The 20,997-nt window shown below is 72.4% G+C and carries 22 protein-coding genes; 11 read left to right on the forward strand and 11 right to left on the reverse strand.

The genetic code is table 11. The features are described 5' to 3' along the window. Nucleotides 1-6: 6 nt before the first annotated feature. The 6 genes from ACFYP3_RS17085 to galU form a co-directional block, all read right to left on the reverse strand. Complete coding sequence (locus ACFYP3_RS17085; RefSeq protein ID WP_388832568.1) at nucleotides 7-1,041, reverse strand: hypothetical protein; 1,035 nt, start codon at nucleotides 1,039-1,041, stop codon at nucleotides 7-9. Between the two features lie 168 nt (nucleotides 1,042-1,209). Next, complete coding sequence (locus ACFYP3_RS17090; protein ID WP_388832657.1) at nucleotides 1,210-1,839, reverse strand: GNAT family N-acetyltransferase; 630 nt, start codon at nucleotides 1,837-1,839, stop codon at nucleotides 1,210-1,212. After that, complete coding sequence (locus ACFYP3_RS17095) at nucleotides 1,836-2,375, reverse strand: molybdenum cofactor biosynthesis protein B (protein ID WP_388832660.1); 540 nt, start codon at nucleotides 2,373-2,375, stop codon at nucleotides 1,836-1,838. The genes ACFYP3_RS17090 and ACFYP3_RS17095 overlap by 4 nt, the downstream gene beginning before the upstream one ends. Before the next feature lie 62 nt (nucleotides 2,376-2,437). Continuing rightward, nucleotides 2,438-2,917 (reverse strand): cyclic pyranopterin monophosphate synthase MoaC, encoded by a 480-nt coding sequence (moaC, locus tag ACFYP3_RS17100; RefSeq protein WP_030706954.1) that lies wholly within the window; start codon nucleotides 2,915-2,917, stop codon nucleotides 2,438-2,440. A gap of 74 nt (nucleotides 2,918-2,991) precedes the next feature. Beyond that, on the reverse strand, nucleotides 2,992-4,350 hold the full coding sequence (gene glp / locus ACFYP3_RS17105) for a gephyrin-like molybdotransferase Glp (protein WP_388832571.1): 1,359 nt from the start codon (nucleotides 4,348-4,350) through the stop codon (nucleotides 2,992-2,994). A 4-nt stretch (nucleotides 4,351-4,354) separates the two neighbouring features. Further along, nucleotides 4,355-5,257, reverse strand: coding sequence for a UTP--glucose-1-phosphate uridylyltransferase GalU (gene galU / locus ACFYP3_RS17110; RefSeq protein WP_388832574.1), 903 nt, complete (start codon nucleotides 5,255-5,257; stop codon nucleotides 4,355-4,357). A gap of 61 nt (nucleotides 5,258-5,318) precedes the next feature. Between galU and ACFYP3_RS17115 the strand changes: the two genes are divergently transcribed. Continuing rightward, nucleotides 5,319-5,966, forward strand: a complete 648-nt coding sequence (locus tag ACFYP3_RS17115) for a 5-formyltetrahydrofolate cyclo-ligase (protein ID WP_388832577.1) — start codon at nucleotides 5,319-5,321, stop codon at nucleotides 5,964-5,966. Here the strand turns inward: ACFYP3_RS17115 and ACFYP3_RS17120 are convergent. Beyond that, nucleotides 5,961-8,828 carry a penicillin acylase family protein gene (locus ACFYP3_RS17120; RefSeq protein WP_388832580.1) on the reverse strand — a complete coding sequence of 956 codons (2,868 nt, stop codon included), beginning with the start codon at nucleotides 8,826-8,828 and terminating at the stop codon, nucleotides 5,961-5,963. The genes ACFYP3_RS17115 and ACFYP3_RS17120 overlap by 6 nt on opposite strands. Nucleotides 8,829-9,043: 215 nt before the next feature. On the opposite strand from ACFYP3_RS17120, the gene ACFYP3_RS17125 reads away from it, so the two are divergent. The 7 genes from ACFYP3_RS17125 to mscL all read left to right on the forward strand — a co-directional run bounded on the left by ACFYP3_RS17125 (nucleotide 9,044) and on the right by mscL (nucleotide 15,642). Continuing rightward, the gene (locus ACFYP3_RS17125) at nucleotides 9,044-10,570 is read left to right on the forward strand and encodes a potassium/proton antiporter (RefSeq protein WP_388832663.1); all 1,527 of its coding nucleotides are present in this window, start codon (nucleotides 9,044-9,046) and stop codon (nucleotides 10,568-10,570) included. Between the two features lie 365 nt (nucleotides 10,571-10,935). Next, nucleotides 10,936-12,336, forward strand: a complete 1,401-nt coding sequence (locus ACFYP3_RS17130) for an MFS transporter (protein WP_388832583.1) — start codon at nucleotides 10,936-10,938, stop codon at nucleotides 12,334-12,336. Nucleotides 12,337-12,403: 67 nt separating this feature from the next. Next, nucleotides 12,404-12,703, forward strand: coding sequence for an FmdB family zinc ribbon protein (locus ACFYP3_RS17135; RefSeq protein ID WP_388832586.1), 300 nt, complete (start codon nucleotides 12,404-12,406; stop codon nucleotides 12,701-12,703). 73 nt (nucleotides 12,704-12,776) lie between these two features. Continuing rightward, a complete protein-coding gene (locus tag ACFYP3_RS17140; protein WP_388832589.1) occupies nucleotides 12,777-13,610 on the forward strand; it encodes an S-methyl-5'-thioadenosine phosphorylase in 834 nt (277 codons plus the stop codon). 122 nt (nucleotides 13,611-13,732) lie between these two features. After that, nucleotides 13,733-14,230 carry a hypothetical protein gene (locus ACFYP3_RS17145; protein ID WP_388832592.1) on the forward strand — a complete coding sequence of 166 codons (498 nt, stop codon included), beginning with the start codon at nucleotides 13,733-13,735 and terminating at the stop codon, nucleotides 14,228-14,230. A 293-nt stretch (nucleotides 14,231-14,523) separates the two neighbouring features. Beyond that, nucleotides 14,524-15,024, forward strand: a complete 501-nt coding sequence (locus ACFYP3_RS17150) for a hypothetical protein (protein WP_388832595.1) — start codon at nucleotides 14,524-14,526, stop codon at nucleotides 15,022-15,024. A 123-nt stretch (nucleotides 15,025-15,147) separates the two neighbouring features. Next, nucleotides 15,148-15,642 (forward strand): large conductance mechanosensitive channel protein MscL, encoded by a 495-nt coding sequence (mscL, locus tag ACFYP3_RS17155; protein ID WP_388832598.1) that lies wholly within the window; start codon nucleotides 15,148-15,150, stop codon nucleotides 15,640-15,642. A 58-nt stretch (nucleotides 15,643-15,700) separates the two neighbouring features. Here mscL and ACFYP3_RS17160 read toward each other — a convergent pair whose 3' ends face one another. Beyond that, nucleotides 15,701-15,919, reverse strand: coding sequence for a hypothetical protein (locus tag ACFYP3_RS17160; protein WP_388832601.1), 219 nt, complete (start codon nucleotides 15,917-15,919; stop codon nucleotides 15,701-15,703). Nucleotides 15,920-16,386: 467 nt separating this feature from the next. Between ACFYP3_RS17160 and ACFYP3_RS17165 the strand changes: the two genes are divergently transcribed. Next, entirely contained in the window at nucleotides 16,387-17,535 is a 1,149-nt protein-coding gene (locus ACFYP3_RS17165) for a low temperature requirement protein A (RefSeq protein WP_388832604.1), read from the forward strand. Between the two features lie 85 nt (nucleotides 17,536-17,620). Continuing rightward, nucleotides 17,621-18,868 carry a cytochrome P450 gene (locus ACFYP3_RS17170; RefSeq protein WP_388832607.1) on the forward strand — a complete coding sequence of 416 codons (1,248 nt, stop codon included), beginning with the start codon at nucleotides 17,621-17,623 and terminating at the stop codon, nucleotides 18,866-18,868. Nucleotides 18,869-18,954: 86 nt separating this feature from the next. Here ACFYP3_RS17170 and ACFYP3_RS17175 read toward each other — a convergent pair whose 3' ends face one another. Then, nucleotides 18,955-19,449, reverse strand: coding sequence for a DUF5949 family protein (locus ACFYP3_RS17175; RefSeq protein ID WP_388832610.1), 495 nt, complete (start codon nucleotides 19,447-19,449; stop codon nucleotides 18,955-18,957). Nucleotides 19,450-19,506: 57 nt separating this feature from the next. Next, nucleotides 19,507-20,109, reverse strand: a complete 603-nt coding sequence (locus ACFYP3_RS17180) for a hypothetical protein (RefSeq protein WP_388832613.1) — start codon at nucleotides 20,107-20,109, stop codon at nucleotides 19,507-19,509. Between the two features lie 172 nt (nucleotides 20,110-20,281). Here ACFYP3_RS17180 and ACFYP3_RS17185 point away from each other — a divergent pair, with 172 nt between their 5' ends. After that, complete coding sequence (locus tag ACFYP3_RS17185) at nucleotides 20,282-20,716, forward strand: DUF6299 family protein (protein ID WP_388832616.1); 435 nt, start codon at nucleotides 20,282-20,284, stop codon at nucleotides 20,714-20,716. A gap of 111 nt (nucleotides 20,717-20,827) precedes the next feature. Here ACFYP3_RS17185 and ACFYP3_RS17190 read toward each other — a convergent pair whose 3' ends face one another. Next, nucleotides 20,828-20,995 (reverse strand): hypothetical protein, encoded by a 168-nt coding sequence (locus ACFYP3_RS17190; protein ID WP_327414479.1) that lies wholly within the window; start codon nucleotides 20,993-20,995, stop codon nucleotides 20,828-20,830. Nucleotides 20,996-20,997: the final 2 nt, after the last annotated feature.

The following is a 20,997-nucleotide window of genomic DNA, read 5'->3' on the forward strand; positions in this document are numbered from 1 at the left end:
CACCCCTCACTCGTTGGCGGCGCGCGGGCGGTCGTCGCTCTCGTACTGGTCGAACAGCGGGGTGCGGGCGCCTGCCTGGCCGCGGGGGCGCGGGGTGGTCTGCGGCTTCGCGTCCGGCTTGGGGGCCGCGGGCTGGGCGCGCAGGCGGGGTTCCGTCGGCTCGGCCGTGCTGGAGCGGGTCGCGCTCCAGGCGTCGGGGGCCGCCGGGCCGGTGGCGCGGGGGGCGACCGGGGCCGTCACGTACGTCGGCAGCGGGACCGGGACCGGCTCCCAGCTGTCACCGCGGGCGGGGCCGCGTTCGCGTTCGCGCTGCTGGTCCACCCACTCGGCGTGGTCGGTCTGCTCGACGAGCGCGCGCCGCCCGGCCTCCTGCGGGGAGACCGGTGGCGCAGGGTCCGGTTCGGCGCCCGCGGGGGCGGGGTCCCCGGAGTCGCGGCGCCGCGGCCGGTTCTCGCGCAGCTGCCGCGCGGCGGCCTCGGCGCGCCGCCGGTCCATCGTGAACTCGTAGCGCCGCCGCTCCTGTACCCGCAGGTGCACGATGTACGCGCTCAGCAGCAGGGCGGGCACGGCCGGGGCCCACAGGAAGCGCAGACCGCCCACGGCCGCGACGACCGCGCCGAGGGTGAAGACCAGGAAGAGGAGCGCGGTGGTGCGCCGGCGGCGGGCGAGGACCTGGAGGCGCTGTTCGCGCCGGGCCCGCTCCGCGCGCTGCTCCCGCTCGGCGGCGGCCGGTCTCGGCTCCGCCCTGGTCGGGGGCACGCCGACGGCCCGGGCGTCGGCGTCGACGGAATTCACCTTCTCCGTCGCGGCGTCCGGGTCCGCGTGGGGCTGGGGCCCCGCCTCCTCGTCACCGCGCTCACGCAGCCCCTTGGCGTAACGGCGCTCCATTCCCGCCCGGCCGGAAAGCAGCCGAATGGCGGTGGAGAAGCGTTCCGTCGGACGGGCCTCGTTCAGCTCGTCCTGCCTCCGGAGCCACATGGGCACCAAGTAGGCGGCCCAGGCCCCGACAATGACTGCGTAGATGAGGCCGCTGCTGCTCACACCTCACACCGTAGAGGGGCGCGGGCGGGGGGATCGGCCAATTGGGCCGGTGTGTCGCGCGATCTCGCTGATATCACGGACTTTTTTTGTGATTCTTCGGATCAGGTTATGGGCGAATCGGTCCCCGGCCCCTTGCCGCACCAGTAATTCGAACGGGTATTCGGTTATCTATTTCGGCGGTGTCTTCGTGTGCCGGGTCCGGTGCCAGCGGCGCAGCAGCCCATCCGGCACCTCCTCCGCCGTGACCGCGTACACGAGGTGGTCGCGCCAGGCCCCGTCGATGTGCAGGTACCGCGGACGCAGTCCCTCCTCGCGCAGGCCCAGCTTCTCCACGACCCGCCGGCTCGGCCCGTTCTCGGGACGGATGCACACCTCGATCCGGTGCAGGCCGACCTTCCCGAAGCAGTGGTCCACCGCCAGCGCGACCGCCGTGGGCATCACGCCGCGGCCGGCGACCTCGCGGTCCACCCAGTAGCCGACGTGCGCCGCGCACATCGAGCCCCAGGTGATCCCGGCGACCGTCAGCTGGCCCACCAGGCGGCCCTGGTACTCGATGACGAAGGGCAGCATCCGGCCCGCGTTCGCCTCCGCCCGCAGGTGGCGGACCATCTGGCGGTACGTGGGCCGCTGCACCACCGGCCCCCACGGCGCGGGCGGCGGGATCGTCGCCTCCCACGGCCGGAGCCAGTCGCGGTTGCGCCGGTTGACCTCGCGCCAGGCCTTCTGGTCCCGCAGTCTTATCGGCCGGAGGGTCACGTCGCCGTCCGTCAGCACGACCGGCCAGGTGGGGCCGTTCAGCTCTCGCTCCCGGGGGGTCCCGCCGGTCTGGGGTGATCGCCGCCGCGGATCTGGTCCACGGCGTGCGGAAGGATGCGGGAGAGGACGGCGAGGCCGTCGCGCACCCCGCCCGTCGAACCGGGCAGGTTGACGATGAGGGTGTGCCCCGCGACTCCCGCGAGGCCCCGGGACAGGGCCGCGGTCGGCACCTGCGCCAGGCCTTCGGCGCGGATGGCCTGCGGGATCCCCGGGATCTCGTAGTCCAGCACGCGCGCGGTGGCGTCAGGGGTGCGGTCCGTGGGCGAGATCCCGGTCCCGCCGGTGGTCAGGATGACGTCGTAGCCGCCGGCCACGCCCTCGCGCAGCGCCTGCTCCACGGGATCGCCGTCCGGGACGACCCGCGGCCCGTCCACCGTGAAACCGAGCTCCTCCAGCGCCCGCGCCAGCAGCGGGCCGCCCTTGTCGGCGTACACGCCCTGCGAGGCGCGGTTGGAGGCCGTGACGACGAGCGCCCGGCCGCGGGCTGCGGGGGCGGTGGCGGGGTCGGTGGCGGGCACGGCTTCCTGGGTCCCGGGGACGTGGCCCACGTGGCTGTGGACCTCACCGCCGCGCGGGGCGTTCACGAGCGCGCCCAGTCGCCGGACTTGCCGCCGGTCTTCTCCTCCACCCGGACGTCCGTGATGACCGCGCCCTTGTCGACCGCCTTCACCATGTCGATCACGGTGAGGCCGGCGACCGCGACGGCGGTCAGCGCCTCCATCTCGACGCCCGTACGGTCGGTCGTCTTCACGGTGGCGAGGATCTCGACGGCGTCGTCGGCGACCTTGAGGTCGACCTTCACGCCGGAGACCGCCAGCGGGTGGCAGAGCGGGATCAGGTCGGGGGTCTTCTTCGCCCCCATGATCCCGGCGATCCGCGCGGTGGCGAGGGCATCGCCCTTGGGGACGCCCTCGCCGCGCAGCAGCTCGATCACCCGGGGGGAGACCAGAACCCGTCCACTGGCCCGGGCCGTCCGGGTGGTGACGTCCTTCTCGGAGACGTCGACCATCCGGGCCGCGCCGGCCTCGTCGATGTGGGTCAGCCTGCTCTGCGTACTCATAACTCTGCGCGTCGCTTCCGTCCGGGCCCCGAGGGGCCTGTGTGGTGCAACACGCTACCCGCACCGGCCGCACTTCAGCCGAGCAGGACCACTTCCAGCTCGGTCCCGGGCTCCACCGAGGTGACGTCCTCCGGTACGACGATCAGCGAGTCGGCGTGCGCCAGCGCGGCGATCAGGTGGGAGCCCGATCCGCCGACCGGGCTGACCGTGCCGCTCTGCGCGTCGTACTTGCCGCGCAGGAACTGGCGGCGGCCGGCCGGGGAGCCGAGCGCCTTGTCGGCCGTCAGCACCGCCCGGACGCTCGGCCGCCGGACCTCGGACTCCGGCAGGCCCATCAGCGTGCGGATCGCGGGGCGCACGAACAGCTCGAAAGAGACGTACGAGGACACCGGGTTGCCGGGCAGGGCCAGCAGCGGGGTGTGGTCCGGGCCGATCGTGCCGAAGCCCTGCGGCTTGCCGGGCTGCATGGCCAGCTTGCGGAAGTCGATCCCGCCGCCGTCCACGTCCCCGGAGGCCTCGTCGCCCGAGCCGACGCAGGACAGCGCCTCCTTGACGACGTCGTACGCGCCGACGCTGACCCCGCCCGTGGTGACCAGCAGGTCGGCACGGATCAGCTGGTCCTCGATGGTGGCGCGCAGGGTGTCGGCGTCGTCCGCGACGGCGCCGACGCGGTACGCGATGGCTCCGGCGTCCCGGGCGGCGGCGGCGAGCGCGAAGCTGTTGGAGTCGTAGATCGTGCCCGAGGTGAGCGCCTCGCCGGGCTGGACGAGCTCGCTGCCGGTGGACAGGACGACGACGCGGGGCCGGGGCCGGACCCGTACGGTGCCGCGCCCGATGGCGGCCAGCAGGGCGATCTGCGGCGGCCCGAGGACGGTCCCGGCGGCCAGCGCCAGGTCACCGGCCTGTACGTCGCTGCCGCGCGCGCGGACGTGTGCCCGCGCCTCGGCGGCGCGGTGCACCCGCACCTCGCCGCCGGCCTGCTCGGGGGCCGCGCTGGCCGGGGTCATCCCGGCGGCCGCCCCGCCGCCCGTGCCGCCGTCGGTCCACTCCACCGGTACGACGGCTTCCGCACCGGGCGGCAGCGGGGCGCCGGTCATGATCCGGGCGGCCTCGCCGGGGCCCACGGTGGGCAGCTCACCGCTGCCCGCCGCGACGTCCCCGACGACCGTCAGCACCGCGGGGAACTCCTCGCTCGCACCCTGGACGTCGGCCGTGCGGACGGCGTAGCCGTCCATGGAGCTGTTGTCGAAGGGCGGGAGGGCGACGGGCACGGTGACGTCCTCGACGAGGACACAGCCCTGGGCGTCCAGCAGCTGGAGCTCGATGGGCTCCAGCGGCCGGACGGCCGCGAGGACGTCCGCGAGGTGCTCGTCCACGGACCACAGACGGTGGCCGCCCGCCGGTCCTGGATGCTGCGGTGCGGAACTGCTCAAGGTGCTACATCTCCTCCGTGACGTAACGGTGAAGCCAGGTGCGGAACTCGGGGCCGAGGTCGTCGCGCTCGCACGCGAGGCGGACGATGGCCCGCAGGTAGTCGCCGCGGTCCCCGGTGTCGTAGCGACGGCCCCGGAAGACCACGCCGTGCACCGGGCCGCCGACGCTCTCGTCGGCGGCAAGCTTCTGCAGGGCGTCGGTGAGCTGGATCTCCCCGCCGCGGCCCGGCTCGGTCTCCCGCAGTATGTCGAAGATCGCGGGGTTGAGGACGTAGCGTCCGATGACCGCGAAGTTGCTGGGCGCGTCCTCGGGCTCCGGCTTCTCGACGAGGCCGGTGATGCGGACCACGTCCTGCTCGTCGGTGGCCTCGACGGCGGCGCAGCCGTAGAGGTGGACGCTGGCCGGGTCGACCTCCATGAGCGCGATGACGGTGCCGCCGGTGCGGGCGTGGATGTCGGCCATCTGACGCAGCAGCGGGTCGCGCGGGTCGATGAGGTCGTCACCGAGCAGGACGGCGAAGGGCTCGCGGCCGACGTGCGGCTCGGCGCAGAGCACGGCGTGGCCGAGGCCCCGGGGGTCGCCCTGGCGGACGTAGTGCATGGTCGCGAGGTCGCTGGATTCCTGGACCTTCTTCAGGCGGTCGTCGTCGCCCTTGGCGATGAGAGCCGACTCCAGCTCGTAGTTCCGGTCGAAGTGGTCTTCCAGGGCACGCTTGTTACGCCCAGTGATCATGAGGACATCGTCGAGCCCGGCCGCGACGGCCTCCTCCACCACGTACTGGATGGCCGGCTTGTCCACGACCGGGAGCATTTCCTTCGGGGTCGCCTTGGTCGCCGGAAGGAAGCGGGTGCCGAGGCCAGCGGCCGGAATCACGGCCTTCTTGATCACGGGGTGCAACATAGTCATGCCCCGAACGATAGTGGGTCCTGTCGAACGTCAGACGAGATCGCAGCAGGTAGATCCACGTATGACCCGATTCGCAAGGATATTTGATTTCCTCGTGACCGAGAACCCGCCCACCGCGTCCGCGAAGGCCCGGCTGCGCCGCGAACTCCTCGCCGCCCGCCGCGCCTTGTCGCCCGAAACCTGCCGCACGGCCGCCGCGCAGCTCGCCGTCACGGCCCTCGAACTGCCCGAACTGGCCGATGCGCGGACGGTGGCGGCGTACGTCTCCGTGGGCACCGAACCCGGCACCCGGGCACTCCTCGACGCCCTGCGCGCGGCCGGCAAGCGCGTGCTGCTGCCCCTGCTGCTGCCCGACAACGACCTCGACTGGGCGGCGTACGAAGGCCCGCCCAGCCTCGCCGAGGCCGCCCACCCCGGGAAGATGCGCCTGCTGGAGCCCACCGGGCCGGCGCTGGGACCCGACGCGGTGACCGGGGCCGACGCCGTGCTGCTGCCCGGCCTCGCCGTCGACGGGCGCGGCATGCGGCTCGGCCGCGGCGGAGGCTCGTACGACCGCGTGCTGGAGCGGCTGGAGCGCGCCGGGGCGCGTCCCGCGCTGGTGGTGCTCCTCTACGACGACGAGGTGGTCGCGCGGGTCCCGGAGGAACCGCACGACCACCCCGTGCGAGCGGTGGCGACCCCGTCGGGGGTGCGCCGATTCAGCTCATGAACCGGCCGGCTTGAGGGTCAGGGTGTCGACCGTGGCCTTCTCGACGGCGTCCTTGCCGAAGGGCCACTCCAGCAGCTCTCCCTTGGCCCACAGCGTCGTCTGGTCCGTGTAGTGGGAGCTGTACGCGTGCCCCGAGGCGCCCGTCAGGTTGATCCAGCGGGACTTGTCGAGGTCGTTGAGGTTCACGACCATCCGCATCGACGGCACCCACGTGACCCCGTACCCGCTGGAGGCGTTCCAGCCGGTGGCGTTGACGGTGGCCTCGCCGCCGCCCAGGTTCCACGGGCCGCGGTTGAGGAGCCACTGCATGAAGCCGGGGCCCTCGGTGCCGATCGTCTGGTTCTTCAGGTTCAGCTGGTGCAGCCGGCCCCAGCTCCAGGTGGACTGGTCCTTGCCGAGCTTGGCGGTGAGCTCCCAGCGGGCGTCCTTCATGGCCCGGGCGAAGAGCTCGTCGCGGGTGGTGGTCGCGGGCTGGGTGAGCGTCCTGGGCGAGCTCCACCACTGCGACTTCTCGTCCTTGACCAGCCGGCGGACCACCTCGAACCAGCGGTCACCGCCGTCCGGCTGCGCCGAGTCGGGGCCGCGGGTGCCGCATTCGCGGACGGTCTTGGCGAGGTCGTCGGCGGGGCCGGTGCCGTTGCCGAGGACGTTCATGCAGCTGCCCTCGATCCGCAGCTCCTTGGGCATCTTGTCGCCGAAGGACAGCTTGAGGATGTTGCGCCAGACCGCGTTGAAGTAGGCCGCGGCCGCCGAGTCGGACTCCTGGGTGTAGTTCCAGCCGTCCAGCAGCTTCTGCGCGGCGCGCACGCCCGGGTCGGAGACCTGGATCTTCGCCAGCATCGGGGTCAGCAGCGCGGCGATCTCACTGCTGTTGTCCATCTGCATGGTGCGCATGTCGTCGGTCGAGATCTTCCCGCCGTCCTTGATCTTCGCCTCGATGAGGTCGTTGATCCGCTGGCTGCGGGCGCCGTAGCCCCAGTCGGTGGTCAGCAGGTACGGGTACTTGCCCGCGCCGGTCCCGCTCTCCACGACGGCCTGGTTGGCGGTGACGATGTAGCCGCGCGACGGGTTGGAGTCGAAGGGCATCTCGCCCTGCGGGATGTAGCCGGCGTTGCCGTCCTTGCCGCCCTTCCAGGCGTACTTGGAGTCCCAGCCGGGGGCGGGCATCCGGCCGTCGCCCTGGTTGCGCACCGGGATGCGGCCCGGGGCCTGGTAGCCGATGTTGCCGGTGAGGCCCTTGTTGTCGGCGTAGATCAGGTTCTGGGAGGGCACGTCGAAGTCGGCGGCCGCCTTGCGGAAGTCGTCGAAGTTCTTGGCCCGGTCCAGCTTGAAGACCGCGTCCATGGTCTTGCCCGGGTCCAGCGCCGTCCAGCGCAGGGCGACGGCGTAACCGTCGCCGCGGTCGGGGGCGGAGCTGGCGACGGGGGCCCGGGTGCCGACCGTGGCGAGTTCCTCGCTGCGGTCGGAGACGAGCGGGCCGTTGTTGGTGGTGCGGACGGTGATCTTCTTGCTGTCGCCGCCCGCGACCTTGATGACCTCTTCGCGGGTGGCGAAGGGGAGCACCCTGCCGTCGTAGACGTAGCCCTCGGGCTTGACCTGCTCCAGGAAGAGGTCGGTGACGTCGGCGCCGAGGTTGGTCATGCCCCAGGCGATGTCGGCGTTGTGGCCGATCACCACGCCCGGCATGCCGGAGAAGGTGTAGCCGGCCACGTCGTACTGGCACTGGGCCGAGACGGTGCGGCAGTGCAGGCCCATCTGGTACCAGACCGAGGGCAGCTGCGGGGACAGGTGCGGGTCGTTGGCGAGCAGCGGCTTGCCGGTGGTCGTGTACTTGCCGGAGACGACCCAGGAGTTCGAGCCGATGCCGCTGCCGTTGGGGCCGAGGATCGCGGGGACCTTGTCCAGGGTGGCGGCGAGGGCCGTCAGCTGGTCGCGCAGGCCCACGGTCGCGCCCTGGGCGGTGACGTTGTCGGCGAGGCCGGTTCCCGCGGCCGTTCCGGTGCCGGTCCCCGTGGAGGCCTGGGAGCCCAGGGCGGCGCCGCTGCCCGAGCCGGAGCCGTTGGAGCCGGAGCCCGAGCCGGAGCCCGTCGAGCCGGAGCCCTGGGGCGCGTACTTGCCGCCCTCGACCTTGCCGCCGTCGACGATCGGCTTGTTGCGGTCGAAGGGGTACGGCGGGTAGAGCTCGTCGATCTGCGCCTGCGAGAGCTTGCTCGCCATCAGCGCGCGGTCGATCTCGTCCTGCATGTTGCCGCGCAGGTCCCAGGCCATCGCCTTGAGCCAGGCCACCGAGTCCACCGGCGACCACTGCTCGGGCTGGTAGTCGTCGCTCAGCTTGAGGGCCGCGTGCTCGACGGAGAGGTCCTTGCCGGACTTCCCCTTCAGGTACGCGTTGACCCCGTCGGCGTAGGCCTGCAGATACTTCTTGGTCTCGGGCGACAGCTTGTTCTCGAACTCGGCCTGGGCGACCTGGCGCCAGCCGAGCGTGCGCAGGAAGGCGTCGGTCTCGACCTGGCCGGAGCCGAACATCTCCGAGAGCCGCCCGGAGGTCATGTGGCGGCGTACGTCCATCTCCCAGAACCGGTCCTGCGCGTGCACGAAGCCCTGCGCGCGGAAGAGGTCGTCGTCGTTGTCGGCGTAGAGCTGCGGAATGCCGTTGGCGTCGCGCTTGACGTCGACGGTCCCGGTCAGGCCGGGCACCTTGAGGGAGCCGGTGGTCTGGGGGAAGGAGGCGCGCACGCTGTCCACGCCCCAGTACGCCCCGTAGCCGAGGCCCGCGAAGAGCGCCAGGACCAGTACGAGCACGATCAGACGGGCGCGTCGTCCCTTCTTCTTGGCGGGAGGAGCGGTTTCGTTGGCGGGCATCGCTGTCCTTAGAGGGGCAGGGTGGTCCTGGGAGTGCTGGGAGCAACCATAGGCGCAGGACCGCCTTCGTTGATCCTCCAGGGGTAGAGGTCCGAACGACAGGGGCGAACAGGCGTTTCACAATGTGGTTATCGCGTAAAGGGCGCGTCAAAGATTAGGTAAGGTAACGAACTACTTGCCGAACTTGTCGCCGGGAGGATCGATCCGCCGGGCGCATTGAGGAGGGCCGCCCGCTGACTGTCCACACGCTCAATGAGCTTCTGCTGGTCTGCTCGCTCGTACTGCTCGTCGCCGTCGCGGCGGTGCGGGTCTCTTCGCGCAGCGGCCTGCCCAGCCTGCTCATCTACCTCGGCATAGGCGTCGCGATAGGCCAGGACGGCATAGGCAACGTCGTGTTCGACAATGCCGAGCTGACCCAGGTGATCGGCTACGCCGCACTCGTGGTGATCCTCGCCGAGGGCGGTCTGGGCACGAAATGGAAAGAGATCAAGCCGGCCCTGCCGGCGGCGATCATGCTGTCCCTGGTGGGCGTCGCGATCAGCGTGGGCGTGACGGCGGCTGGAGCGCACTACCTGGTCGGACTGGACTGGCGCCAAGCCCTCCTGATCGGCGCGGTCGTCTCCTCGACCGACGCGGCGGCCGTCTTCTCGGTGCTGCGGAAGGTCCCGCTGCCCTCCCGGATCACCGGTGTCCTGGAGGCCGAGTCCGGCTTCAACGACGCACCCGTCGTCATCCTGGTGGTGGCCTTCGCCACCGTCGGCCCGGTGGACGACTGGTACGTCCTGCTCGGCAAGATCGCGCTGGAGCTGGCGATCGGCGTCGCGATCGGCCTGACCGTGGGCTTCCTGGGCGCGTACGGCCTGCGGCACGTGGCACTGCCCGCCTCCGGCCTCTACCCGATCGCCGTCATGGCCATCGCCATCACGGCGTACGCGGCCGGCGCGATCGCGCACGGCTCCGGCTTCCTCGCCGTGTACCTGGCCGCGATGGTGCTCGGCAACGCGAAGCTCCCGCACTGGCCGGCCACCCGGGGGTTCGCGGACGGGCTCGGCTGGATCGCCCAGATCGGCATGTTCGTGCTGCTGGGCCTGCTGGTCACCCCGCACGAGCTGGTCCACGACTTCTGGCCCGCCGTGGTCATCGGGCTGGTGCTCACGATGGTGGCGCGGCCCCTGGAGGTCTTCATCAGCCTGCTGCCCTTCCGGATCCCGTGGCAGGAGCAGGCCCTGATGTCGTGGGCGGGCCTGCGCGGCGCCGTGCCCATCATCCTGGCGACCATCCCGATGGTGTCCGGGATCGAGGGCAGCGACCGCGTCTTCAACATCGTCTTCGTGCTGGTCGTCGTCTACACCCTGGTGCAGGGGCCGACCCTGCCCTGGCTGGCGCGCAAGCTGAACCTCGGCAAGGGCGAGGAGACCGCCTCCGACCTCGGCATCGAGTCGGCGCCGCTGGAGAAGCTGCGCGGACACCTGCTCTCCTTCGAGATCCCGCCCGCCTCGCGGATGCACGGCGTGGAGGTGAGCGAGCTGCGGCTGCCGCCGGGGGCCTCGGTCACGCTGGTGGTCCGGGACGCGAAGAGCTTCGTACCGCTGCCCTCGACCGTGCTGCGGCGCGGGGACGAGCTGCTGGTGGTGGCGACGGATCCGGTGCGGGACGCGGCCGAGGCGCGGCTGCGGGCGGTGGCGCGCGGCGGCAAGCTGGCGGGGTGGCTGGGCACGGGGAACGGGACCGGATCGCGTTAGAGCGACGTTCTATTCGCTGTTTTCACTGCGATCCGTCCCGTTTCACCCCTGTTCGCAAGCCCCTCACGTGCGAAGCTCCCGTTAATCGCAGGTGAAGACACAGGTTGTCGGCGCAATCACAGGGCGTGGTAGTGACATCGCCTGTACGATGAAGGCACAACAGATCGAACCAACTCTGCCTGACGCAGAGCTGGCGCGACCGCAAAGCGGCCGTGGCACCCTCCCGCAGTGGGCGCCCAGGTATCACTCGGTTCTGCGCAAGAGGACAGCTCTCGGGGCTCCCACATGTACGGGTGCGGCCGCTCACAAGGCGAAGCACCGTCCGCAGACGGGGACGCTCTACCAGGCAGCGGAAAGGCAAGGCCGTGACATCCGCGGTCACGACCGAAAACTCCGCCCGCCCCGGCTACGGACAGCTCCTGCGCACGCCCGGTGCCCTCGGCTTCGTACTCCCCGGCTTCGCAGCTCGCCTCCCCTTCGGCATGCTGACCATCGGCATCCTGCTGCTGGTCCAGCACACCACCGGCTCCTACGGCAGCGCCGGCATCGTCGCCGCCGTCACCGGCGTCTCGATGGCCCTCTCCGCCCCCCTGATGGGCATCTTCACCGACCGCCTCGGCCAGAGCGCCGTCCTGCTCCCCGTGGTGCTCACGCACGCCGCCGCCGTCAGCGGCCTGGCCGCGCTCGCCCTCTTGGGTGCTCCGGTCTGGGCACTGGCCCTCGCCGCCGTCCCCACCGGCGCCTCGGTGCCGCAGGTCGGCCCGATGGTCCGGGCCCGCTGGGCCGCCAAGCTGGAGGGCTCGCCGCTGCTGTCCACGGCCGCCGCCTTCGAGTCCGTCACCGACGAGTTCACCTTCGTCGTCGGCCCGGTCCTGGCGACCGCCCTGTGCACCGGCGTCCACCCGGCGGCCGGCCTGATCACCGAGGCCACGCTGACGCTGCTCGGCGGCCTGCTCTTCGCGGCCCGTCGCGCCACCCAGCCCAAGCCGCACGCACCGTCGGCCACCGGTGAGAAGCGCGCCTTCGCGCTGTCCTTCCCGGGTCTGCGCGTCCTGATCTTCGCCTTCCTCGGGATCGGCGCCGTCTTCGGCGGCATGCAGGTCTCGCTCGCCGCCTTCTCCAACGAGATCGGCAACCCCGGGGCCAACGGCCTGCTCTACGGCGTCTTCGCGGCCGGCAACATGATCGCCGGCATCGCCATGGGCGCCATCGCCTGGAAGATCGGCCCGCGTCGCCGGCTGATCCTGGGCTACATCGGTCTCACCGCCGCCGCGTCCGTCCTGTGGGCCGCCCACTCGGTGATCCTGCTGGGCGCCCTCGGTCTGGTCGTGGGCCTGTTCATCGCCCCGGCGCTGATCACCGGCTACACGATGGTCGAGCAGCTGGTCCCCGCCAACGCCCGGACCGAGGCCTTCACCTGGCTGACCGGGTCGATCGCCTTCGGCCAGGCCATCGCGGTCACGCTCGCCGGCCGCCTGACGGACGCGCACGGCTCCTCGTACGGCTTCCTGGTCCCCATGGCCGCCACCGCGCTCGCGCTGACCACCCTGCTGGCACTGCGCGGGAAGCTGGCCCCGAAGGCCCCGAGCCGGATCGTGAGCTCGTCCGGGCCGGCGGCCGCGCCCGCTGCTCCGGCTGCTGCTCAGGCCGCCGCTCCGGCTGCTGCTCAGGCCGCTGCCGCGGGGTCGAGCGCTTCCGCGCCGGCCGCCCGTGACCGGGTGAACGAGCGTGGGATCGGTCACCGCGTGCCGGTGACGGTGGACTGATCCGCCGGAATACGTCACCATGGAGCGTCGTTAGCACTCATTGAGTGAGAGTGCCAGGAGGAAATTCGTGCCGACCTACCAGTACCAGTGCACCGAGTGCGGTGAGGGCCTTGAGGCCGTGCAGAAGTTCACCGATGACGCGCTGACCGTGTGCCCGAACTGCGACGGACGCCTGAAGAAGGTGTTCTCCGCGGTCGGCATCGTCTTCAAGGGCTCCGGTTTCTACCGGAACGACAGCCGCGGCGCCTCGTCGAGCAGCACCCCTGCCTCGAAGCCGGCCGCGAGCTCGTCGTCGTCCACGACGTCGACCGCCGCCGCTTCGTCGTCCTCGTCGTCCTCGAGCAGCAGCTCCACGTCGGCCGCCTGATCGCTTCGTCCGAGGCCCCGCCCGCCCTGACCGGGCAGCGGGGCCTTCGGCATGCCCGGTTAGGGTGGGCCGCATGGTGAACGCAGAGATCGGTGTCATCGGCGGTTCGGGCTTCTACTCCTTCCTGGAGGACGTGACCGAGGTCCAGGTGGAGACCCCGTACGGGCCTCCGAGCGACTCGCTGTACGTGGGTGAGCTGGCCGGCCGCCAGGTGGCCTTCCTCCCCCGGCACGGACGCAGCCACACCGTCCCACCGCACAAGATCAACTACCGGGCCAACCTGTGGGCCCTGCGCTCGGTCGGCGTCCGCCAGGTGCTGGGCCCGTGTGCGGTCGGCGGCCTGCGGGCCGAGTACGGACCTGGCACGCTGCTCGTTCCCGACCAGCTGGTCGACCGTACGAAGTCCCGCGCGCAGACCTTCTTCGACGGGGAGCCGCTCCCCGACGGTTCCGTTCCCAACGTCGTGCACACCACCTTCGCCGACCCGTACTGCCCGGTGGGCCGGTCCGTGGCGATCGCGGCGGCCCGAGGCCGGGACTGGGAGCCGGTGGACGGCGGAACCATGGTCGTCATAGAGGGGCCGCGCTTCTCCACGCGGGCGGAGTCGCGGTGGCACGCCGCCGCGGGCTGGGCGGTCGTCGGGATGACCGGGCACCCGGAGGCGGTCCTCGCGCGCGAGCTGGGGCTCTGCTACACCTCGATGGCGCTGGTCACGGACCTGGACGCGGGCGCCGAGACGGGAGAGGGCGTCTCCCACACCGAGGTCCTGAAGGTGTTCGGCGAGAACGTCGGCCGACTGCGCGAGGTCCTCTTCGACGCGGTGGCGGCCCTGCCGGAGACGGAGTCCCGCTCCTGCCTGTGCACGCACGCGCACGACGGCTGGGACCTGGGCATCGAGCTGCCGTGACCGTCTGCCGCGGGCAGCGCGGCGTCGGTGTCGGTGTCGGTGTCGGTGTCGGTGTCGGTGTCGGTGTCGGTGTCGGTGTCGGTGTCGGCGTCATTGTCGGTGACGCGCTCTAGCCTGCCCGCATGGGCAATTGGGGCGGGACGGCCGTGGCGCACGCCACGGTGGCGGAGCTGCGGGAGTTCGCGGCGGGGACCGGGTTCACGGGCGTCGACGGCGACGCGGACCTGGGCGGTGGCTGGTCGGCGCTGTACTACGCCGACCAGCCGGACGGCGGGGCCGCGGCGGCGCTGGCGCGGCGGACCTGGGCCCCGGTGCTCACGGTGGTCTACCTGGACGGTGACGTCGGCTTCGTCGAGGGCGCCACGGTCGCCGGCGGGCAGTGGAAGGCGCTGCTGAACCGGGACATGGCCGAGGACTACGAGATACCCGTCGAGCGGTTCCCCGTGGAGGCGGCCCTGGCGGGCGCGCTCGACTGGGCGGCCGCCGCCGGGCTGACCGCCGACCCGGACGGGATCCGGGGCGCTCTGACCGGTTCCGAGGCCTTCGCGGAAGACCTCACGGACCGGCTCCTCGGCGCGCTCGGGATAAACCCCGCCGCGCCGGGCGAGGAGGGCGCGTAGCGACGGCGGACGGGCGGCTCCGGCGGGTCCGCGGGGCCTCGGTCCGCAGGGCCTCGGGTCCGGCCGGTCAGGGCACGACGGGCTCGGGCCGCGTGCTCACCCTTGTGGGTGAGGAGGTTGTCCACAGGCTGGGGATCATCCACAGGCTCCGGCGGGATTCTGCGGGAGGCCGGATCGTGAGGGGTGTCCGGGCGACGGGTCCGGACCACAGCAACTCACTCGGTCTGGTGGTGTTCGTCATGTCCGGTTGTTCCACGACTTCCCCGGCTTCCAGGGCCTCCACGGCTTCTTCGATGTCCTCCGTGTGTCCGCCCGCGCGTCCGGTCCCGCCGTTCCCGCCGCTTCGCGTGGGGCGGGGCGGGGACCGGTTGCGCCGGGCCCTGCGGCGCAGGCGGCGGGTCGCCTCGGCCGGCCTGGCCGTCGCGGCGGCGGCCCTGGCGGTGGGCGGTACGGAGGCGCAGGCCTCCCGGGGCGCCGCACCACCACCCGCCCGGGCCGCGCAGGGTGCCCCGCCGCCCGTGGCGGCGGTGCGGATGGTGTCGGCCCCGGTGCGCATCGCGGACGCCGCGGCGGTGCGGCTGCTGCGGCCCGGGGACCGGGTGGACGTGGTCGCGGCGGAGCGCGCCGGACCGACCAGGGTGGTGGCCTCCGGGGCCCGGGTCACCGAAGTGCCGCGTCCCGAGCCGGGTGTGGGGGACGGCGGGGCGCTGGTGGTCCTGTCCGTGCCCCGGGACACCGCGCGGGATCTCGTGGGGGCGGGTGCCGTGACGCGACTGGCGGTGACGTTGTGTTGATTCGCACGCGCGGTCAGTCAATCCCCCTTGACGTGGGGGGTGATGGGACACGGGGTGCCCGGACTGCCGTAGCTTTCGGAACCGTTGGCTCCGTGTTCCACAGATGGGAAGAGAGGCTCAGTCGTGAGCGAGAAGAAGGAGAGCGTGCTGGCAGGCTTCAAGGCCTTCCTGATGCGCGGCAACGTGGTCGACCTGGCGGTGGCCGTGGTCATCGGCGCCGCGTTCACGAACATCGTGAACTCGGTGGTCAAGGGGCTCATCAGCCCGATCATCGGCGCGGTGGGCACGAAGAGCCTGGACGGCTACAAGTCCTGCCTCAAGAGCCCTTGCGGCGTCGGCCCGGACGGTCAGCCGACGGGTGTCGAGATCCTCTGGGGCTCGGTGCTGAACGCCACGCTGACCTTCGTGATCACGGCGGCGGTCGTCTACTTCCTCATGGTCCTGCCGATGGCGAAGTACCTCGCGCGGCAGGAGGCCCGCCGCAAGGCGCGGGAGGGCGTGCAGGAGGTCGTCGAGATCACCGAGCTGGAGGTCCTCAAGGAGATCCGGGACGAGCTGGTCGCGCAGCGCGCCCACGGCGGCGGCAGTGGCCTGTCGGGTTCGCGCGACGGGTTCTGACCGGTCCGGTCGGTGCGACCGCACCGGCGGGCCCGGCGGGCCCGGCGGGCCCGGCCGGTCAGATGTGGTGCGGGGGCTTCTCGTCGAGGAAGCGGGCCAGGTCGGCCGCGCTTCCGCCGGCGGGCGGCCGCTCGCCCCAGCCCCGGTCGGTGTCGTCGGAGGACTGCCGGTCCAGCGGGTCGTCGAAGACCAGCTTCGGCTTCGGCCGGGGCCGGTCCGCCCCGGCGGCGGGGGCGGGACGCGAGGACTGCGGGTCGGAGGTGGGGGCGCTGCTCATGCCTCCAGGGTACGGCCGCTCCTGGCTGCGGCCCCGCCCGGCTGGGGGCCGCGGCGCCCTCGCGGGCGTGGAACCACCGGCACACCGCGGGGCCGCCGGCGTAGAAGCCGGCACCGGCGCCCGCCTCCCTCTCCGCTTCCCTCTCCGGCTCCGACTGCTGAGGGGCCTCGGCCTCCCGCATGTCCTGGTCCCGGCGGCCCGGTCGATACCGCGGCGGGTCGGCGATCGGCGGCCGCCTGTGCACTTCCTGCGCGGCGGAAGTCATGGCTGACCCATCCGGACTCCGGTCCCGCGGGCGCGCGGCGGCAGCGGAGAGGGTGCCGTCCGGTCACGGGACAAGGTCCCGTCGCCCCGGCTGCGTTGGTCGCCCTACCGGGCCGCTCGCACGGCCGCCGCCCGGGGCACAGGGCCGCGGCGGCAGCGCGTCCGGCCTGCCGAAGGGCGGTCCCTCTGGTCTCCTGGCCGGTATGGCCTACTCCCCCATGACCGCGCGCAGCCGCTACGAGGACCACCGTGCGGCCACCCCGCTGGAGCTGTTCTTCGACCTCTGCTTCGTCGTGGCGATCGCGCAGTGTGGGCAGCGGCTGGTGCACTCGCTGGCCGAGGGCCATCCCGTCACCGGGGTGATCGGCTACTTCTTCGTCTTCTTCGGCGTGTGGTGGGCGTGGATGAACTTCACGTGGTTCGCCTCCGCCTATGACTGCGACGACGTGCCGTACCGGATCGCGACGCTGGTGCAGATCGCCGGCGTCCTCGTCTACGCGGCCGGGGTGAGCCGCGCCTTCGACGAGAACGACTGGACCGTCGCCGTCGTCGGCTACATCATCATGCGCGTCGCGCTGACGGCGCAGTGGCTGCGGGCGGCCGCCGGGGAGACCGGCACGGCCCGCACGGCGGCGTTGAAGTACGCGGCCGGGCTGGTGCTCTGCCAGCTCGGCTGGGTGGGCCTGCTGTTCGCGCCGAACGACTGGAAGCGGTGGCTGTTCCTGGTCGTGGCCGCCTGCGAGCTGCTGGTTCCGGTAGTCGCCGAACGCGGCCACCAGACGCCCTGGCACGCCCACCACATCGTGGAGCGGTACGGCCTGTTCACCATCATCGTGCTCGGCGAGACGATCGCCGCGAGCACCGTCGCGGTCAAGTCGGCGCTCGACGAGCACGACGCCCTCGACCTGCTGCTGCCCATCGCCGCGGGCGGGCTGCTGATCGTGTTCGCCGCGTGGTGGATCTACTTCGCCGTACCGATGCACGAGCACCTGACCTCCAACCGCGAGGCGATCCCGTGGGGGTACGGCCACCTGTTGATCTTCGCCTCGGGTGCGGCGATCGGCGCGGGCATCGAGGTCGCGGTGGAGCACGCGGTCCACAAGGCGCACATCTCCCAGCTCGCCGCCAACGCGGCCGTGACCGTGCCGGCCGCGCTGTTCCTGCTGATGGTGTGGCTGCTGCACTCCCGCCACTTCAAGCGCGGCCTGGCGCAGCAGCTGGTGCTGCCGGTCACCGCGCTCGCCGTGCTGGCCTGCATGTGGACGGGCCCGTACGCGGTGCTGTGGGCGGGGCTGGTGTCGGCCGCCGCGGTCGCCGTGGGCGTGACGCTGTCGACGCGGACCCCCCGTTGACACCCGCGGGGCGGTTGCCGGGCCCTGCCCGAACCCCCGGGGGCGGCGCCCGCAACTCCGGCGGCCCCGCCACCGTTTCCAGGCCATGACTCTCCCCCCGCAACGCCCCGGCGAAGACCCCGGCAGAGAACTCGCCGAGGCCGGCTTCTGGCAGCAGCCCCCCGCCCACCGCCTCGCCGCCTTCGCCCGCCTGCGGGCCGTCGGCTCGCCCGTCTTCGTCCCGGAAGGGCCCGGGCACTGGGCCCTCGTCCGGCACGCCCAGGTGCAGGAGGCCAGTCGCCTCCCCAAGGTCTTCGCCAGCGCCCCCGGTGTGACCACCCCCGAACCGGCCCGCTGGGTCCGTGCGCTGTTCGGCGACTCGATGGTCAATCTGGACGGCCCCGACCACGCCCAGCTCCGCAAGATCGTCCAGCGGGCGTTCACGCCCCGCCTGCTCGCGGCGGCCGAGGAGGACATCCACGCGGTGGCGGCCCGCATCGTGGACGACGTGCTCGCCGACGAACCGGACGAGTTCGTCTCGGCGGTGGCCTCCCGGCTGCCCCTGGACGTCATCTGCAACATGATGGGCATCCCGGAGCGCTACCGCGCCGAGATCGCCGACCGCGTCAACCACGCCTCCGAGAACATCGGCGTGGAGCGGCGCCTGACGGCCCGGCTGCGGATGCCCGGCCGGGGGCTGCGCGCCCTCGCCCGCATGCAGCGGATGGTGGCGGGCATCGGCCGGGAGCGGCGCAAGAACCCCACCGACGACCTGATCTCGGCGCTGGTCTGCGCGAACGTGGACGGCCAGGCCCTCGGCGCCCGCCAACTCGGGGCGTTCTTCTCCCTCTTGATGGTCGCCGGGGTGGAGACCACCCGCAACGCGATCACCCACGGGCTGACGCTGCTCACCGACCACCCGGACCAGCGGGACCTGCTGCTCTCGGACTTCGAGAAGTACGCGGACGGCGCGGTCGACGAGATGATCCGCCACTCGACGCCGATCATCCAGTTCCGCCGGACGGTGGCCGCCGAGCACACCATGGACGGGCACGCGTTCCGGCCGGGCGACAAGGTGGTGCTGTACTACGCGTCCGCCAACCGCGACGAGACGGTCTTCCCCGACCCGGACGCGTTCGACATCACCCGCTCGCCCAATCCGCACCTGGGGTTCGGCGGCGGCGGCCCGCACTTCTGCCTGGGCGCGCACCTGGCCCGGGTGGAGATGAAGGCGCTCTTCCGCGAGTTGCTCACCCGGCCGGTCGGGCTGCACGCGGTGGGCCTGCCGGACCTGGCGGGGTCGAACTTCGACAACCGGGTCCGCTCGCTCAAGTTCGCCTTCGAACGCCCCTGACGCCGCCCGGGAAGGAGCGGGACCGGCCACCGGGCGGGCTGGGAGCCCGGCGGCCGGAGCGGGTGGTGGCGGCACCCGCCGTGCGGCTACTTCTGCAGGCGCCGCACGGCGAGGACGCAGTGGGCGCTGCCCGTGAGCACGGACTCGTCGCCGGCGAACGCCTGCAGGGTCGCCGCGTCGACCGGCTGCCCGGGAACCGCCTCGGGCCAGGCGCGCGTGGCGAACAGGAAGTAGGCCTGCCCGCTCTCGTCCGCGGCGGCGACCCACTCGTCGGGGGCGGTGCACTGCGCATTCATCCCGGGGAGGGTGAGCGCGATCTGGTTGCCCTCCAGCAGGATCTGCACCGGGAAGGCGGCCGGGTTGCGGGTGCCGTCCATGACGACGTCGCCGATGGGCAGGCCGATCTCCTCCAGCAGCCCGCGGGCCGCCGCCTCGCCGGCCTCCCGGCCCTTGGGGCCGTCGCCGAGGGTGTAGGCGAGGAGGTACGGGATGTCGTGCGCCTCGGAGGGGTCTCCGATCCAGGCGAGCACCGAAAGGGTGCCGAGCTGGGACCTGTCGATTTCGGCTTGAGTAGAAGTCATGCGCCGCACCCTAGTGCTCCCGCCCCCGGGCCTTTCACAGCCTTTCACCCGGGCGGGCTAGACCTCCCAGAATCCCCCTCCGGAATTCGTCTGCATGTTCGCGTCCTCATACTGGAGGCGCACAATGCGCGCGTTTTCCGGGATTTCGAACACCACCCATCCCTCGGCCCGCTCACCCACCTCGAGGGAATCGAAGACGAGTGGTTTGCCGGTGGTCAGCTCGCCGGTGGGCACCACCGGGTGGCGCCGGCCCGCGCCGTCGTGCGCCCACACGCGTCCGAGCGCCCCGTACGAGGCGCCGCCCACGTTGACGAAGGACATCCGGGCGGCCACCCAGCGCTTGCCGGCGGGCGGGGCGTAGTTCTTCTCGACGCTGATCGCCGGGTCCACGTACGCGACCAGCACGGCCTGGAGGTGCTGCCCGACCTGCGCACCGTCCACCCGTACGGAGTCACCCACATGGGCGGCCTTCGCGGCGGACCGTACGGGCGCCTCCCCGCCCGGCGCCCCGTCGTCCACCGGGACGGCGGGCGCCGCGGCCGGGGCGAGCGCGGCTTCCCCGGGAGCGCTCTGGCAGGCCGTGGCACCGAAGAGGAGGAGCGGGAGGAGGGCGGCGGCGGCGAGGACGGGGGTGTGGCGACGGGCGGCGGACTGACGCATTCGGGATCCCTTCGGGGATGTATTTCGGTCAGTCTCACGCCCCCGAGCCGGCAATTGCACTCACCGACACGAGTACGCCCGGGGAGTGCGTGCGGCCGGTTGCGGCCGACTGCCAGCACAATGCGTTCCGGCGGATTCCCGTCACCCCGATCCACCTGGAGGAAGAATGCGCATGTCCGGCCGCCGAATGGCACTGGCAGCCCTCTCCGCACTGGCCGCCACGACGGTGTTCACCGTCCCGGCCGGGGCCACCGTTTTCGACCAGGGCATCTCCGTACACCCGGAGGCCCACCTCACGCGGGACGGCGGCGTCATCCTTTCCGGCACCTACCACTGCGAGCAGGCGTCACCCATGGGGGCGATGCAGATCAAGGCGACCCTCGTCCAGGACGGCACCCGGCTCAGCCTCGGTGCGGAGGAGGTCGTCTGCGACGGCGCGGAGCGCCGGTGGGTCGCCCACGCGCCGGGCTCCTTCGTGCCCGTGCACCCGGGTCACGCGACGGTCACCGGGGAGCTCCAGGAGATCCGGCTCTCCGGCCTCATGCCGCGCTCGGTCACCACGGTCGCCCGGGACAGCGAGGACGTCGAGGTCCGCGAGGGGCACTGAGCGACCGGGCACGGAGCGACCGCGCGACGACGGGCCCGCGGCGCGCGGTCGCCCGTCCGGTGGCCGCCGCGGCCGGGACCGGGCACCCGGTCCCGGCCGTGGCCGCCACCGTCAGCGGCACTCGGGTGCGACGTCCGTCATCGACATGAAGGCCACCGACCGGCATTCGGCGTCCGCGTGCGGACGACCCGTCGTCCAGTCCACGACGGTCGGCGCTCCCGCCGCCAGCAGGACCAGCGCCAGGACTCCCGTCACGGCGGCCTTGCTCAGCCCGCGCACAA

It is taken from the genome of Streptomyces sp. NPDC005533 (genome assembly GCF_042871845.1).
Classification (GTDB): Bacteria; Actinomycetota; Actinomycetes; order Streptomycetales; family Streptomycetaceae; genus Streptomyces.